8 protein-coding genes are annotated in these 16,763 nt (G+C 51.3%); all 8 read right to left on the bottom strand.

Annotated elements, in window-relative coordinates:
• Window positions 1-111 precede the first annotated feature (111 nt).
• The 8 genes from SYK_RS03385 to SYK_RS03420 are packed head-to-tail and all read right to left on the bottom strand — an operon-like array spanning window position 112 to window position 16,763.
• On the bottom strand, window positions 112-9,219 hold the full coding sequence (locus SYK_RS03385; RefSeq protein ID WP_281762209.1) for a PLxRFG domain-containing protein: 9,108 nt from the start codon (window positions 9,217-9,219) through the stop codon (window positions 112-114).
• A 12-nt stretch (window positions 9,220-9,231) separates the two neighbouring features.
• Complete coding sequence (locus SYK_RS03390) at window positions 9,232-11,040, bottom strand: hypothetical protein (RefSeq protein WP_281762210.1); 1,809 nt, start codon at window positions 11,038-11,040, stop codon at window positions 9,232-9,234.
• 12 nt (window positions 11,041-11,052) lie between these two features.
• Window positions 11,053-11,301, bottom strand: coding sequence for a hypothetical protein (locus SYK_RS03395; protein ID WP_281762211.1), 249 nt, complete (start codon window positions 11,299-11,301; stop codon window positions 11,053-11,055).
• A gap of 9 nt (window positions 11,302-11,310) precedes the next feature.
• Entirely contained in the window at window positions 11,311-12,066 is a 756-nt protein-coding gene (locus tag SYK_RS03400; RefSeq protein WP_281762212.1) for a hypothetical protein, read from the bottom strand.
• Window positions 12,063-12,596 carry a hypothetical protein gene (locus SYK_RS03405; protein ID WP_281762213.1) on the bottom strand — a complete coding sequence of 178 codons (534 nt, stop codon included), beginning with the start codon at window positions 12,594-12,596 and terminating at the stop codon, window positions 12,063-12,065. Before SYK_RS03405 ends, SYK_RS03400 begins: the two co-directional genes overlap by 4 nt.
• 3 nt (window positions 12,597-12,599) lie before the next feature.
• Complete coding sequence (locus SYK_RS03410) at window positions 12,600-14,735, bottom strand: phage tail protein (protein ID WP_281762214.1); 2,136 nt, start codon at window positions 14,733-14,735, stop codon at window positions 12,600-12,602.
• Entirely contained in the window at window positions 14,725-16,392 is a 1,668-nt protein-coding gene (locus SYK_RS03415) for a hypothetical protein (RefSeq protein ID WP_281762215.1), read from the bottom strand. Before SYK_RS03415 ends, SYK_RS03410 begins: the two co-directional genes overlap by 11 nt.
• Window positions 16,392-16,763 carry a hypothetical protein gene (locus SYK_RS03420; RefSeq protein ID WP_281762216.1) on the bottom strand — a complete coding sequence of 124 codons (372 nt, stop codon included), beginning with the start codon at window positions 16,761-16,763 and terminating at the stop codon, window positions 16,392-16,394. The genes SYK_RS03415 and SYK_RS03420 overlap by 1 nt, the downstream gene beginning before the upstream one ends.

The raw sequence follows: 16,763 nt of genomic DNA on the forward strand, positions 1-16,763 counted from the left end.
CCCTTTTCTGTTGGATTTGTGAATATATGCAAAAATATATGCAAACGGTTTGAAAAACGACTTTTCAAACACCACCCAAAAGCCCCCTTCCTTCCGGTTGGGGGCTTCGTCTTAATACGCTTTCCTCTGCTCAAGAATCCGAAGTGCCTCTCTCGGACTTACTCCGCTCCCCTTCGATCTCGACTTGATCCGGCTGGTCATATCGCGGGTGGTAATTACCATCCAAGGCTTTTTGTCTTCCATGGCCTCTTTATTCCACCCTTTCCACTCGGTCAGGATACTACGGGCTTTTTTCTCGTCCCCTGCACGCAGAGCCCCAACATAGTTGTTTGCAAACTCGGTGGCCTTGTTGCTTCTGACCTGTTGAGAAACCTTCCGGCCTCGGTACTGATCCCATGACTTGCGGCTAGAGATAGGCTGGAACCCTGCCATCTTTCCTATCGCTTCCGCCTCAGTCAATTTGCGCGGACCACGTTTCCCCGGCTCATTGATAGGCTTGCCGGAAATAGAACGTTGACCGTCTTTCCAGAGACGATAACCGGCCATGCCGTTTCGAACGATTGTAGGCGCGGCCTCTTCAAATGCTCGCCACTCATTGCCAGCATTGAGAGCCTTTACTATCCTTGAAGGTTTGCGGATGAACATGTCGTAAGGGATGCCGAAGATATCGCCAAGATTGTCAGCGACGCTTTCTTCTATCGTGGCACCAGGTTCAACCCTTGAAAGGATCGGAGTTTCAAGCCCGACGGAACCACCAAGGGAGAACCCGGCCCCGGCTGGCAGTCCATACGAAACCATATCGCGAAGGATGTCGCCTTCTGGCAGTTTCTTCCGGATCTCTTCCGTCCAATCATCATCGTCACCGGTTGCCCATTGGAACAGGTGCATCAGCGTCGCGTAGAAAGGTAGAGCCGTAAATCCACCGATGGCCATGGTTCCCATCATCGACTTGGCAAATGCTTTCTTTCCTTCTGCGCCTTGCTCCGTCAGCATCCAATTCCAGATAGAAAGGATATTGTGTGAGAAGGTGCGGAAAGTATAGGCAGGGTTTGCACCACGGCCTATGGTCGAGTTCCTGAGAGGCTGCGGGAGGTTGGTCTTCCCGTAGACGAAATGAGAGTCTCTCACCACATCTTCGGCGTATGCCTTGGCTTTCTCATAGGGCAATCTTACTCCAGGCTTGGCGCCGAGCTCTGCCAGAACCGCTTCATTTGTGATCTTGCCGTCTCGGGCTGCACGGTATGCGGCCAGAGCCAGAGAAGCCCGGTTGAAACGCTCGGCAATGGCCATAGGCATTCCTGCCCATTTCAAAACCTTATTACCAATTGCCGCGACCGAAACACCTTGAACACGCCCGCGAATCTCATTGAGGAAACCTTCGGTAATAACGTCCTCGCGATACAAGTCGTCGAGAAGACGCGATTCGTCCTTGGGCAAGGTCTTTACTTTTCCGCCCGTAGCTCTGCCGGTCAACTGCTCGGTGAGTGTTGCCGCGGCAGCCTTCCAGTATTTGAAACCGCCACTTTTTACGTCCATGCTGAATCGAGGAATACCCACAATAACATTCTGCGTCAGGTTGAGCGCGGCAGTCTTGAGATTGAAACCCAAGTACCAGAGGAAAGCCATGGCCTTGATATTACCGACAGCGCGGTCAATCTTGTCCGCATTTCTGAGCATATTCTGGACGTAATTGGTGGCGTAGACATATTCTTTCGGATGGTGCTTTGCATCAACTTGTCCAAGCAGTGAAGTAAAATCCCGGCTTGCCTGAATCTTGGTCAGCCAACCGGAAAGACCGGCCTTGTAGTCATAGATGATGCCTTGAATATCTTCCTTCTCATGTCCGGGAACACCCTTGCGTCCGATGGTTGCAGCCGACCAACCGCGTGATTTCATGGTGTCGGACACGGCTTCGGCCAACTTGCCTTTGATTTCCTTGGCCATCTCCTTGTTTTCTATCTTGTCAGCCGCCGCCACCACAATTTGCTCCATGGCATTGGTGTCGATACCAAATTCATAGAGTTCATCGGGCAGACGTTCGTTCTTCCCTGTAGACCAGTCTACATTGTCGGGATAATCGGCTTTCAATTCAGCCATTTTCTTTTCAGCCTTGCGACCGGCGAGTCCCTTTGTCGAAGCGTCAAAGTGTTCCCGGTGAACGGCGCTGCGTTTGTTCTTTGTCCAATGCTTACGAGCCGTAGCTTCATTGGCAAACTCTTTGGAAACGATGTCGTCAGTTGCATTGAAAACCGCCCACTTACCTTCATCGGTCTGACCGACGTAGTTGTCTCCAACAGCCTGAACGTAATACCCACCGTACCGTTTGTGCGGGAAGTAGTTATGAACATGATTGATATTCGAACGGAACGCCTTGATTGTGTCCTCGTCAATCTCAGCCATTTCACGCATGGCATCATAGGCCCGCAGGAAATCGCGGTCGAGGGATTCACGGAGGGCACTCATTGCCTTTTTTACCTTCTCAGAAACAGGCTGTTTATCCAACCAACGCTCAAACATCCGATAATAGCGAGGATTCATTTCAAGGACGATCCGCCCGTTTTCATAGGTGTCGCGCCCTTTGGCATCCTGAACCGGAATAAACTTGTCGAGATTCATACCCGGCAGTTTCTCGCCGTCTATCTCCCAAATCATATCACGAAGCGCGGCATGATCTTCTTTGCTCAGGTCAGTAAAGAAATCTTCAACCTCTTCCAACGACTCTTTGAGAACTGCCGCTCTTTCGTCCATACGGGTCAACTGACGACGGTAGATAGCATCAAAGGCCGGAAACCGTTTGGCAATCCAGTGAGGCAAGCTCGCGACTTCCTGCAATACGGAAAGGTCACCGGTATTGATCCGGTTATGAAGACCGGACTTGCCTTTCTTTGCTGCATCCTTGGCAATCTGGCTAGGCTTGGCTGTCATTGCCCTTACAGCGGCATTGCCACCGCTCGGCATGGTGCCGCCATTCATGCGTTGGAGTTGCTGAATAAGTGCCGACTGACGATAGGTGCCGCGTGAGAATTTAACTTTTTTATTTCCGATTCGAACTCGTATTTTTGCATTCTTCAATACAGGCTCACCGTCTGATCCTGTGCCTATCTTTTCGCCATCGACAACGTACAAAGGACGTTCCCCAGCCTTCAACTCAAGGAATGTTCCCATTTCTTGATTGTATTTAGGGATAGCAATAGCTTCTCCTGATTTGGGTAAATATTTACCATGGTAAACGGACACTCCCTCCTCAGAAATATTATCTCTGTAATTAAAGCTTATTCCACCTTCGGGGATATCGCCATATCGAACGAACACATCCTCTGCTTCCCCCCATTTTTTGTCATGAGATTCCTTAGCCAATTGATCTGCAATTGCCGTAGCCTTATGGATAATTTTAGCTTCCGGTACCCCAGAACCAAGCGACTTGCTTTCTTTTTCTATTTCAAATCCATTTTTTTTTGCCCACATCAATGCTTGATTGTAGGCATTTGCAACAGATTCCTTGTATTCTTCATGTGTGCCTTCAAAAAAAATGACAGATATCCCCTTGCTGTCCTTTCCCTTTCTTAAGCCTTGCACCTTAAATTGGGGAGATTCTTTTAGCCCCATGGCTTTAACATAATAGCCACTTGTGACCTGAGAAATTTCACGGTCTGAGGGGAAAAGTACACGACCAAATCCAGACGGACTTATATTGCCATCAGGAGCATGGAATCCCAACGAATCAACTAGAACTGAATCTTTAACCATAGATACTTCTTGTCCATTTATAGCAGGAAAATCAAATTTATTTTTTTTAGAAAATCTAGTTTTGTCGTTACCACTCTCTTTAGAGAACGCAACCGACGGTTCGCGCTGACCAAACTTGATACCACCTCTGGGACCGTCAGGCCCGTGAATGGTCCATTGAACAGCATCATCAACAATCAATGCTATTTCAGCGTCAGTCAGATTCATATTCAAGCCAAGGTCGCGCAGCCACTCGGTGACCGCTTTAACGAACCTACGCCATATTTTTTTTGCCTTATTCGACAGGGGTTTGTTGAGTCGCACCTTTTCAGCAATACCAGCAAGATACTCTTCTGCTGCAAGGATCTGATCTTGTCGGTTATTCAAATCGAAGTCATACAGGCTGGCAGTATCACGGAAAGCCCTTTTACCGCCTGCAGCAACAAACACTCGGTTCATCATGCGGACATATTCACGCGGGCCAAACAAGCCTTTAAGTCCCTGATGCAACCCTTGTTCGTGCATCCAGAGTGCTACCGCCCGGCGATTAGAACCGATGTTGCCAGCAACCAAATAAACTCGGTCGCCATCGTTCGCGGCTTCAAGCACGCCGCCGCCCTGCTCATTGAATTCATCCTGAATATGCTTCGGCAAATCTTCGACAGATTGCACAACCTCAAGAGGCAATGCTTTCTCTGCCGACTTCTGAAGCTTATTAAGCGCGCCCTCAACCACTTTGCGAGACATTGATCTAGTCGGAACGTCCTTACGGGAAAACATAGTGATGTTCTGCGATGTCGGTTTTTTCTTCCCTTTCGCCTCGTCGACCAGTTCCTCTGTCGCTTCTTTGAAAGCCTGACTTCGTTTTTCAAGCTCGTTGGCTTTGGCCTGCTCTTTGATATTTTCAAGTCCAATACCCGGCAAATCGCGGCCATCATCGTGTGATCCTTCGGCCTGTTTGGGCATGGAGTCGGCATATTGGTGAAGCTGTTCGGCAATATGCTTGGCGGGAGTTTTGTCCATAATCCGCATCCAATCTTCTGCGACGGGATCCCCTTTGCCCTTGGCCGGAGCCATGGACATGTATTTCGTCAGATAGTCATGGACGGTCTTGATTGCAGAATTCGTGCGCTTGGCCTGTTCAGCCTCGATGAACATATCCAAAACATCCTGCAACAGGCCGGACATGTCATAGTTCTTATTGCGGCTCAAACGAGCAAGGGCCGGAAGTATACGATCCATCTTGTTGACAATTCGCTTCGGCGCACGTTCAAGGGTATTGGGGTTGGCAAATACCAGTCCACGGAAGGCATTGATTACGGTAGCCTTGCCGTCGGGGTTCAACACGTTGTAATGATCGTCCCAATACTCGTTCCGCTTGGTTGTATCGAGTACTCCATTTTCCTCAAGCATTTTCACAATACGTCGGGAAGCATTCTGGCTCAGATATTCAGAGAAGGTCATGTCACCGTATCTGGACAAGTCGAGCGCCAGTTCCTTCAACGTATCCTCAGAAATCAAATTGCCGAGTGAAACGCTCTGCGCCATCTTGCCCATACCACCAGTTACATTCTGGTTATAGATACGGCTCTTCTTCAAAAGTTCTTTGGGACTTGCCCCTTCCATATCCACAACGCGCACAAGAACAGGTTGCTCGAAACCGTCAACGTCTTCGGCAGTCAAACCAAAGATCGAAGCACTGTCTTTCAACTCGGAGACATACTTTTCAGCATGTTGGGGGTAGGATTCGTAAACGACCTGAAGAGTCATTGTTCGGCCATTGCCGCCAAGGACAAGACCTTTTTCGGTGATGATGGGTGCGCCATTGCTGGCATCGGGGTTGTTGGTAACAAGGTACGCAGGATTGAACCGGGCAGCGTTGCCCTTTACCTTGGCTTGCTCTTCCTTGTCGCTATGGTAGACGCGCTCCTGAACCTTGGGCGGATAGTCCTCCCTCGGCTTGAAGCTATCGGTGGGATCGTGAGAAGGCACAACGTCAGACAACTCACGGATTTCGTATCGTGCGTCGTCTTCCTTTGTTTCCTCACCTACTCGGTACGGAATTCCTGTGCGATTTCCTCTTGCGTCTTTTTCCGATACTTTCCCATATTCCCGGCTTGTTCGTGACGCTTCATTAGATTCGTGAACGCTTGAGGATCGTCGCCCTCGATCACGTCCTGAACCATCGTTTCCCGCTCTTCCTTCGGAAACGGTATCGCTTTCTTCTCTTCCATTGGACTGCTCCTTAATATCGACTGCCTCTGATTTTACATCAGATTCAGACTGTGCGCTACCGGAAACATCAGGCTTTTCGATCACGACCATTCGGGTTGCTACACCGGTCGGACGTTCAGAACTTTTGAAAGAACCTTCAGGCAGCTGTTCCGACCAACCGTGTTCCATCATCGCGTCGTAATCACGATTCGGCACGGCCTTGAGAAGTTTGTCTTTGATAGTTGCCTGCGCGTCCTGATCCATGACCGGGCCTTCGTCCACAACCTCGCGCCAGCCCCATTGCTTACCTTCATCGTCAAGCTGAACCTCTTCGACGTTCATGCCCTTCTTAACTTTCTGAGCAACAACCAGGCGGATACCCTTCTTGCTGTAGGGCTTGCCGCTGGACATGACGTTTACGCCATCAGGCGCGGATTGTTCCGGGTTCTTTTGATCCAGAGAGATTTTTCCAACATGCCCTTTGGTTCCCACCGGCTTGGTGGTGTTGCCCTTAGTCCATGCCTTGAACTCGTCTGCGCTCATCTCGACAAGATTGCCGAGCCCGGTCCAGCCTGCTTCGTAATTCGAAAGGTAGCCTTCCTGGGCTTCCTGCGCGTTGTCAAAGCCCATCAAAATCTTGTGCTCGTCGAAGGAACCGTCTTCGTTCTTTTGATCCACCACAAAGACGGGCTTGGAACTCATGTCTTCAGACTCAACACCGTCTTTCAGGAAAACGTCCAGATGGTCCTTGTCTTTACCCACGGTTCCCTTGATATAGCCGTAATGGTGCTGCATCTGCACAGACCAAGGCTTTCCATCCTTGTCCGTACCGGAACGCTCGGAGCCTGCCGGATTCTCAATGGAGATATCAAGGCCTATGGCTTTAACATGGCCGAGCTTGTAATTTCCTTTTTCAATCTGAGCCTCAGTCGGCTGCGGGGTGTCATTCTGCTCGGAGGTCGCGGCTTCGTTCGCCTTCGTTTCAACGGACTGCCTACGAGCCTGTTCCGTTATAACGGCACGAAGGTCGGTCTGGTAGGCGACCCCTGCACCCTCTGCGACGCCTAATGCGGCTCGATCTTCATCGGCTTCCATCTTGCCTCTAAGCTCTTCAAGAGCTTCGTCGGATAGCTCTCCAACCTTTTGCCCTTGAATCTCATAGCCAGCGGAGGCAAGAGTATAATCAAAAGAATAGCGTTCTTTCTTCCCTTTCAAGGAATAACCCGAATCGCCGTTGCCATCTTCTTTGTTAATAAGCTCGACGTGGCCATCTTCCAGCACGACACGAAGAGTATCGTCGCTTTCTGCCTCGACTACGCCCTGGTGCTCCCCACCGTTAAGGTCATAGATGGTAATAGCATTGATCGGGGAAGTTGCAGCCTCGTTTGCTTTATTGATAATAAGGGGCTGCGCTTGCGCCGGCGCAAGGTCCATAGCCGTTCGCACAGCAGGCACTCCACCATGAACTATTTCAAAATCAGGCCGGTAATTCTCGCCCTCGTTGGAAACCATTTCAAAATCTTGGGAAGAACGACTCGGAATTGGTTCGGACTGAGCCCAGCCCATTGCAATAGGCCGGGAGCCTTCCGGCAAAGCTGCCGGGGGCTGACCTTGTGGCATGGCCATAGCAGTACGGCCTTGTTCCTGCGGAATGGGACCATATCCGGTCTGTTGTGTCGGTTGAGGGATGATAACAGGACCACCAGGAGGAAGGGCCATTGCTCCGCCAACCGGGAGTTCGTTCCGTGCTGCCGGGGGCATTTGCGGCGTGACGTGAGGATCAGCCAGACCAAAGGCTTCATCAGCCGTCGGAAAGGGGGAACCCGCGTTCAAGGCATCTTGTAAACCCTTGTCGAAATAATCACTAACCTCTTTCGCAGAATATCCAAGAGCATTTTCATATACAGGCTGTTCGTTCTGTGCTGCCGGGATGTCTTGGTTTGGCTGCGTTGACGTGACTTGCGGTGTCCCCATATTCATGAGGTCTACGGTCTCAGGAAAAGGAGTAGCAGTACGTTCTCTTACTTCCTTCTCAGTATATCCACTGTCATCATAGACAGTCGGGAATTTGGAAGGATCGAGGCGGGGGCCATATCCTTCATCGTCGAAAACTCCGCCCATTGACTTCACCGCTTGAGGCAGGCCACCGGGAACAGGACGAGCATCAATATACGAAGGCTGTTCTTCTTCGCCTTTCATTAGATCGTAAGCCTTTGCTCCAGCCTTGTGAACGCCCATCTGCAAGACGGAACCGACAGCGACCGGGCCTGCCTGGGTGTCGATAAACTCGCCCAAGGTAGGATCGTCTTTCCTGAGGTCCATATCCTTTCGGATACCTTCCTGCCCAAAATATGTGACGGCTTCTGTGACTTCTTCCTCTGCCACTTCTGCGGTCATTTTTGCGCCGATACGGGCAAGAGCCCGCTTCGAAATAGCTTCGGTTATTCCCGCAAAGCCTGGGATTTTCCCGAAGATTTTACCACCAACACCCTTGAACATGCCTGCGGTCAATGCCTGGGAAATTGCTTCTGGCCCTGCTTCCCATGCGCCCATCTCCGACGCTTCATCGTCGATGTCTTTTTTAATCGCTTCCCATTCCGGCGCGGTCAGGTTGACATTCCCCTTTTTGGCAACATCGAGCATCTCTTCAAGGAACTGGTCTTTTGCCATGCGGTAGAACGCTGGACCGGTGCTCGCAAAGGCTCCGACCATGGAACCGACAGTACCACCAGTAATTGCGCCAGCCGTAGTACCAGCAACCGGGACCGCTGACCCCGCTGCCCCACCGATCATTGCGCCTACCTTCGCGCCTGCCAAGCCACCGGAAGCACCAACGACCGCACTGGTAGCAACGCTCGCCGGGCCTTGGGCAAGAGATTCGTTCCACTTGTCGCCAAGAATGACCTGTTTGGACGGGATACGGGAAGCGCGATCCTTTTTTTGCTCCGCAATCCACTCGTCTTCCCAAGAATCGTTTTTCAAATCGACGTCACCACCGCGAGAAATACGGGCAATGTCTTCGGGGAATTGGTCGCGAACGGCATTAAGAATACCTGTTCCAAGTTCCCTAGCCCCACCGAAAAAACCGCTATTGTCCGGCAAGTCGTCAACCGTAATCGGAGTATTGGGATTCACCTGATTATACTGGTCAACAGCAGCTTGGAGCTTTTGATCGTCAGTAGAGAGTTCGCCTTGCGGTGTGTCATTATGAAAGAACCCCTCGTTCGCAAGCTCTTCTTGCGCCATTTGGAACAGGGTATCGCGGTCGTAAAAGCCCATTATTCCCTCGCTTTACTGCTGTGCAAGTTGAGTGTTTCCGGTCAGCCCAAGATATTTCAAGATTTTCAAATATTCTGCATAGTGTGGGCTGTCATGGAGTTGACCTTTGCCGTCCCTAATCTTTTCAGAAGGTTTGACCATAATCCGACGGGCTTGTCCGTCCTCTCCCTTTGCCCAAATAGTTCCATTTTTCGACATTTGGGATTTTCCACGATATTGCGCGAGGGGGTGCCCCCCTTGAGGGGGAGTATTAGAAGCGACTTGAACGGGCTGCGGTTTGGGTTTTACTGGTGCCAAACCAAGGCCTTGTGAAGCGGCAGGGACTCTATGGTTCGCAACAATGTCGGGATCGGTCCTGGAAGGACCACCTCCATTCTCTTCGTTGAGAACTCTCTGCGCTCCATCCGGCCCAAGTTGTTTGGTGAGCTTTTTTATTTTCTCAATTTCTGCCCGCTCTTCTTTGGTCGGATCGGGATCGATGTATCCAAGTTTTTTGCTGTACTGGAGCCACCTACGAGCCATGCTGCGAGTTTCATTGGAAAGAGCCGGGTCTTGCGAAATCCCAACTACTTTCTGAACAAACGGAATGCGATCAGCTTCCGGCATAGATTCCATATCGTCGCCGGTCGGAAAGACAAAGGTGTTACCTTCACCGTCTTTCACGCCTTTGAGTCCTTTGGTCATATCGTTGAGGGCGTCACGGTATCGCTTGAGAGTAGCGTCGCTAGCCTCACGCCCGGCCTTTGCCTGCGCCAAGCCCAACTTCCCCTCGTTCAGTTCGGTTGCGCTTTCCCGCTGCTTGATAAGAGCCTTGTTGCCTTCAATGGCGGTCAGGTCTTTCTCTCGGCCAAGGTTCTCGATCTTGAAATGCTTCTTCAATTCAGCCATAGAACGGACAGTTACCGGGTCGCCGCCGTCCTCAGAAAAAACGAGATAATCCAAATCGGACAGGTCGTTGATATTCTTCTGTGGGACAATGGTGTAAGTCCTTCCGTCTTTCATGCCCTTGGCGTACATATGTTTGGACGGGTCACATTGGTACGTCAGGTTCCCCTTTTGAATGGCTGCGGCGTGTTGCGCCCCTTGCATAAAGAATTGCTTTTCATCCATGCCGGAAATCATCTGCCAGACATCCTTCATGGGCATTCGCTCGCCGGTCGCGGTGTTGCCTTGATTGGAGTCCAAATAATGAACGCCAAAAGTCTTAGTCTTCGAGTCGTAGTCACCGAGGCTGTATGGAAGCGGAGCCTTCGAACTCAAAAGCTCAATACCCTTGATCGCTTCGTCCGTCTTGCCCTCGGCCAGCAGGGAATTCACACGCTGTTTCCCGGTCAAAAAATCAGTATATTTAGATGCAAGGATTTTCTTTCGATTCTCCATCAGCGTGGCTTTGCCCTGCTCAGTTTGTGAATATGTATCCACAAGTCCAGCATACGCGGCAACCTCCGCACTGTTCGTCGGTTTGATTGCGCTAAAGTCATAATTGTTCTGTTGAAGAACAGGAATATAGTTGTTTGCTGCGGTACGGATAGCCTTGTTCTCATTTGCCTTGGCAATCGTGTCTTGATGGCCGAGTCCCGTGGCGTACTGCCCCTGCGCGGCAATCCAGTTCTGTTCGGTCATACCGTCCGGTCGCTCTCCACCTGACTGCAAAGCCTTGAGCCCAAGCCCAACCTGTTCGCGGTTCTCTTTCTCGCGGCCAATTTCTCCAATCTGCTCGTCGTAAAGCTGATTGCGCTTCATACCTGACATCAGGCCGACGGCACTGCTTGCCATCTTCAATCCGTCTTCTGCCGTAGGGCGGCCCCATTTATCTGGCATATCTAAAACTCCTTATGAGAGAAGGTATCCGAGTGCTCCGACGCCTGCGCCGATGCCTCCACCAATAGGACCACCAAGAGCAAAGCCAGCCATTCCCATCCCTGCACCGGACATTAAAGCCCCGCCTGCAGTTTTGCCGGGCGGTGTGGTCGTGACTGTCTTTTCCTGCCCCATCTTGCTCAAAGTGCTGGCACCTTGGCCCATGCCCTGCAACGCCTTGGCTGAAACATCTTCAATTGGGTATAATCCGAGTCCTGCCATGGTATCCCCCTACATTACCGGAAGGCCGAAATTGCTGGCCCCCTGGAGTCTACGGAAATTCTCTGTTTCCGCGTTGGTTCTGGCGTTGTCTTTCGCCATGCCTGTGTTACGAGCTCGGTCCATATTCAGCGCGTTCATTGCACTGATGAGCTTGCCGGAAGACGGGCTTCCACCCATGCGGCCAGACTGACGAGTAAGCATCTTCCCGGCGTCCTTGTACTGCCCGGCCATGGTCGCACCGGCCTTGCCCATGCGGTCCTCGATGTTCACGCCGTTGATAGCCTGATCGAGATACATACCCGTTGCTTGAGTCTTCGCGGGAAGCAATCCGAGATTTGCGGTATTCTGTGCGGTTGTGAGAGTGTTCTGCGATTGCTGCGCTTCGGTCTGCCCAGGGAGGAGCTGCTGCGCTGCCTCAATCTGCGACAACCCCAAGGAAGTTTGACCGGGTAAAAGGGCTTGCTGACTTTCTATTTGCGATTTCTCAAGCCCCGTCTGCAAAGGCATGAGCTCCATGTTCGAAGCTATCTTCGCCTTCTCAAAATCGGCGTTATTCTCCATCCAGAAGTCGTAATATCCACGACCCATTTCCAGTTCTTCTTCTGCGACGGAAGCCATGCGTTTGTTATATTCGTAGTCGATGGAGTTAGTTGTAGTAGAACCGCCTCCCTTGCACAACGAGACAGGCCCGTCATACTCATAAGATACTTCCTCGATCACTTCTAGGGTTGCCATGTCGAAGACGATCTTCTCATAAACCTTCATCGTAAATCCTCCCGTGTGAGGGTAATAAGTGTCGCTTCTTCGCTCTGCCCCGTGTTCCCGTTGAAAACGCCGAGCGGGAGCAAGCCACCGACCTGGCCGCCGCATTTCCTCACATATCGCAATGCCAGCCTGTGCCGTGTCGGGAGAATCCCGACGAGCATATCCAGCAAGTAGCCGTGTTCGTCTTCCATGGTCAGGAGCTTGGTCAGCACCCACTTGCCGAGCTCGACCGACTTGCCATGGCCCCAAGTATTCTTGAACAGGCAGAAATGATACTGAACCCACTTCTCTTGGAACCGATCCAACCAACACACGCCGACCGGGACGCCATCAAAAAACGGTATGAAAAGATGGCAGCCGGGAGACTTCACGAACTCAATCCACTTCTCCGCGTCGGTGATCTCTCGCTCAAGGAATACCTGTGACGCCGTGCCGTCTTGCTGCATCTGCACAAAGAGCATCGCCAAGAACTCGTCTGCGATGTCCTCAGTGTAAGGAATAAGGCCGTATCCGGTGTGTTGTTCGCTCATGCTCTATTCCTCACTGATCGCCATGTAATTGACCGTGCCCTCTGCCAGGGTATTCGCCCCGGTTAAAGTTACGGAAATGGAAGTAAATTCTACTTTGGTCAAAAGCGCGTCAGTGCCTTTGCGCCAATACGCAGTATAGCCAACGCTATTCAGCGTGGCGGTATTAGTCATATAGCTGTTTGTACTGTGGGATAGTGACCCTGATGTAGGTGAAGACGTTAGCGAGGTTGTCCCTGTCCCACTAAAAGTTGCCGTTCCAGCAGCCCCCGAACAAGTCACGGTCACTCCACCAATTGAAACTTTCGCAACAAAGTCATTTGTTACGGTGTGGGTATTCGTCAGGTTGCCCGAGATATCTATTTGATATAGCTCCCAAGCCCCATCCGAGGGGGTAGAAGCTGCCGGGATACTAAAAGAGTCACTATGAACAGACTGCCCGATCCATACGCCGGAGAGGGTGTTATTAAGGGAAGAAGCCTCTTGCGTGTCATATGACATAGACGCTGGAAACGTGTTCGCCCCGTCGTCCGTTGCTGACAATTTAAGATAAACCGAGTGACCTGTGGCCGAGGCCGTAAGCCCCGAAATGGAAATGCTACCGGGATAATATCCAGTTGAAGAGGTTGTTATAGACCTCGTATCTTCCACAACACCATCCACATAGACACTCAAAATTGCGGTTCTTTTATGCCATATGCCGACGGTATCGGTTGGCTTATTCGCCTTAAACTCATAGTCAATGGTACACGCCGAACAATAAGGGGGTGTCGTATATGAAGCTGTTTGTGCAGCAACTCCATCCTGATCTTCTGATTTAGAAAGCAACACATCAAAATCAACAGTCCCGGCTGCGATGACAAGCCGAGCATTGCTCATAAATCTGTAGACATTAGGGGTGCCGCTGACCTCTTCAATGTCAGTAACTTCCATGTTTAACGATTGGTGAACTGTGTTGTTGTCCTTATCGAACGTCTTTAAATTCCGTGGAGAAAGTTGGATCTTGGGCGGCGTAACCCAATAACCGGGCAACGTCAGCCATACTCCGTTTGACACCCACCCCTGCTCCATCCTTTTTAGAGACTTGTATTCCCGGTGTGCGCCGCCAAACCAACGATAATAGGTGATATCGCTGCCGGTCATAAGCATATAATCCTTGCCGACTGCTACGTTCCCGTTGACATCGAGAGCTCCATTCGGCCCCATCATTAAGCGGGTAACGCCACCAGTAGTATCAAGCAGGAAATTCCCGTCACCGCCAAAAATTTTGGCCCCTTCCATAAAACGAAAAAGCCCATCTACCCCAAGCTGAATCTGAGCAGAGGCAGACAGAAATGCACCGTTGATAATGTCGCCATCCAAATGCTTGGTCAGGATCGCGCCATCCACAAACATATCACCGTTGACGCCGATAGCGGTCTGACCGTCCACCGTACCGACCACAAAGACCGGAACCGGACTTTCAAGCCCTGCGCTCGGCTGCAACACCTGAAACGAGTCGGCAATGACTCGATGAATAGTGTCGTATTTGTTGTCGTCAGTCAGCGAGGACAACAAATCGTTGATCGTGGCCGAGGAATCGGCAGGGACGACTCGCCCGCCGTTGTTCGGTTCCCATGGCGAATGATTACCGGGCCAGTTCTGTGTTCTGAGCCAGTAAGTATGTGAAGCTTTGGTATTCAGGCCGGAATGAATGAACTCCCCAATCGCCTTGTAATTCTCTTTGCTCGGGAACGAGTAGATACCGACTCGGATTGCGTCGCTGATACTCTGCGAGCCAAACGCGCAGTATATTTCAACGTGGCTCAAGTCGCTGTTGTATGACGGATTGGTCCAAGTCAGTTTGTTGGACACGACCATGGACGTAACAGCCAGATCACGCGGCGGGTTTGGCACACTGTCACCACGAACAATGCGAGAGAAGTCGTACTCCGCGTCCGTACCGACACCCTTTTGACTGACCTTGAGCCCCATCTTCTGCAAGTCTTCAAACGTCACCACGGCCTTGAGCGCGGTATTTCTGCGCTTGCCCTGCATGGTTTCAATTGTTTCTTTGACGGCAGTAAGGAACGCTTTGGTTGAAGCGTCCACTCCGGCAGGAACAGCCGGAAGGTTTGGAGATTGCTTGCCTCTAACCGGCATACTGCAACTCCGTGATACTTGCGGCCATACGGACTTCAAACACTTTCGCCGTGCCTTCTACCTGAAACTCCCAATCGTATCCCTTCACGCCGTTGGTCAGACGGAACGGTTCGTCATTGGTTATAATCTTGGTTTCTTGGTGAACACCATTGCGGTACACCTTGAAGTAAACCGGATCACCGACGGCCTGTGCGCCGTTAATTCTGGCTGCGCCAAGATTAAGCGGGGTCGAGTGGAAGAAGTCTTTTGATTTCCAAGTGTAGGTCATGGCCGTGGCTGCGCCTTCCCACTTCTCAATGCGATAGCTGGTGTCGTCGTAGGTCAGAAGATACAGGGCGTCGTCTTCGGTATCGACATGGCCGCCGTAGACCTTTTTCCCCATAAGGGAAATATTGCCGACGTCCTGCGATTCAAAGTCGAAGATAATACCGTTTCCGGTCCCTTCGAAGAATCCGATATACTGACCGTCTTGATAGAACCCGATCAATGAAGAAGTAGGCAAATCCCGCCATTGATCCTTGGTGTAGACGCTGCGAGTCAAAACCGTTTGACCTTCAGGACCAATCATAACCAACCCATCAGGCGAGGCATAAATTACGCCGCCTGGAGAGTTGGCCACCGACCGTTTGGAAATACAAGCCTGATTGTAAGACACCTTGTCCATGGACAGGGATTCGGGATCAAGACCGCCAATTAAATGAGCATGGCCCGTGGTCAGCACCACAACCGTTTGATTGAAGTAGCCGCCGGTCACGATGTCGTGGGGTACAGAAAGACGAAAATTCCAAGGGTAAGCATATGGGATATACGACTCTGAGGGATAAACTTCCTTGTCCTTAAACGCGAAAAACAGCCCGTTGCCTGTGTGCATCAAGCCAAAAGCATCATCCGGCAGTTTGTTCCAATTCTCAGTAGGCAGAACCTCGGAACTCAAATCAGAATCGGCAACGTTGTCAGTGAAACTCGTCTCGCTCGCAGGGATGTCGGCAGCCGAAGAGGAGTACGGCACAAGCTGAAACTCGGCAGAAGAATCACCAGAATTCAATCTGTAGACACGATAATGAGAAATAGACACCCCGGCCAAGGTCGGAGGGGTAAAGTTCGTCAGGACGCAAGATTGTCCCGTTTTGACCTCAAAGACTCCGGTCGGGTCGGAAGGCTCTGATTCCTCACCCCATGAAGTGACGTAGGTGTAAACGTAGGAGGTGGACCGTTCAATTTCTGCGTCTTCCGCGACACTGGCCGGGGAAAGTTGTACATTCAAAGGCGCGGAAGGCTTCGGAAGACCAAGCCGCTTTGTCTCGGTTGGGTAGGTGTCAGCCGCCCCACTCGTTGCCAAAGTTGCGTCAGTTTGCTTCGGGTAGCTGTCTCCAGTGAAGTGGATACGGCTATCAGCATCGTTGACGGCAGCTTCAACCACATCCACCACGCTCGACCAGTACAGCCAAGTCCCGTCCTTGAGTTTGTAGATCGAGCGAATAGCACCCGCTTTCGAAATCGGGTTTGGGTTCTGAGCTTCCAAGTCCATAAGCGGGGAAAGAATCCCGCGTTTGGTATTGCAATTCTGAGAGACTTGGGCGTTGACCGCTTCCAAGTGTTTGGGAGAAATGCGCGGCTTCGTTGCAAAAAAGGCAGGGACCACAATAGGTGCGGGCATCAGGCAAGCCCCCTTTCGATCTTGCCTATTTGCTGTGCCAGCAACAGGTAAGCATCCTGTTCAAAGATATCGAGTCCGTACCGCGTGGCAATGAATGCTGCGGCCTTGTAGACGGAGATTGGCTTGGACTCGTCAAGACATTGAACCGCAAAGGCTCGAACTTCACTTCTCAGCTTCCACTTTTTATCTCCCCTCAGCCAAGACCAGAAGGTTTTCCAAGGTGCAGCCTTAAAATCGTCTATGTGCTTCTGCTCATGTGCGCGAAGGCCGGTATCGTCACGGTACTTTTTCAGAATGAAGGCGACCGGGCCGATTGCACGACCCGCGAATTGCTCAGGGACCAGACGGCGGGAGTTGGTGTAGATAATCAT

Source organism: Pseudodesulfovibrio nedwellii, from assembly GCF_027923765.1.
Taxonomy (GTDB): domain Bacteria; phylum Desulfobacterota; class Desulfovibrionia; order Desulfovibrionales; family Desulfovibrionaceae; genus Pseudodesulfovibrio; species Pseudodesulfovibrio nedwellii.

Bases quoted from the DNA above. Each gene is read 5' to 3' on its own strand.
- SYK_RS03385 (WP_281762209.1), bottom strand. From the start codon at position 9,219: ATGGGCTTTTACGACCGCGATACCCTGTTCCAAATGGCGCAAGAAGAG.
- SYK_RS03390 (WP_281762210.1), bottom strand. From the start codon at position 11,040: ATGCCAGATAAATGGGGCCGCCCTACGGCAGAAGACGGATTGAAGATG.
- SYK_RS03395 (WP_281762211.1), bottom strand. From the start codon at position 11,301: ATGGCAGGACTCGGATTATACCCAATTGAAGATGTTTCAGCCAAGGCG.
- SYK_RS03400 (WP_281762212.1), bottom strand. From the start codon at position 12,066: ATGAAGGTTTATGAGAAGATCGTCTTCGACATGGCAACCCTAGAAGTG.
- SYK_RS03405 (WP_281762213.1), bottom strand. From the start codon at position 12,596: ATGAGCGAACAACACACCGGATACGGCCTTATTCCTTACACTGAGGAC.
- SYK_RS03410 (WP_281762214.1), bottom strand. From the start codon at position 14,735: ATGCCGGTTAGAGGCAAGCAATCTCCAAACCTTCCGGCTGTTCCTGCC.
- SYK_RS03415 (WP_281762215.1), bottom strand. From the start codon at position 16,392: ATGCCCGCACCTATTGTGGTCCCTGCCTTTTTTGCAACGAAGCCGCGC.
- SYK_RS03420 (WP_281762216.1), bottom strand. From the start codon at position 16,763: ATGATTATCTACACCAACTCCCGCCGTCTGGTCCCTGAGCAATTCGCG.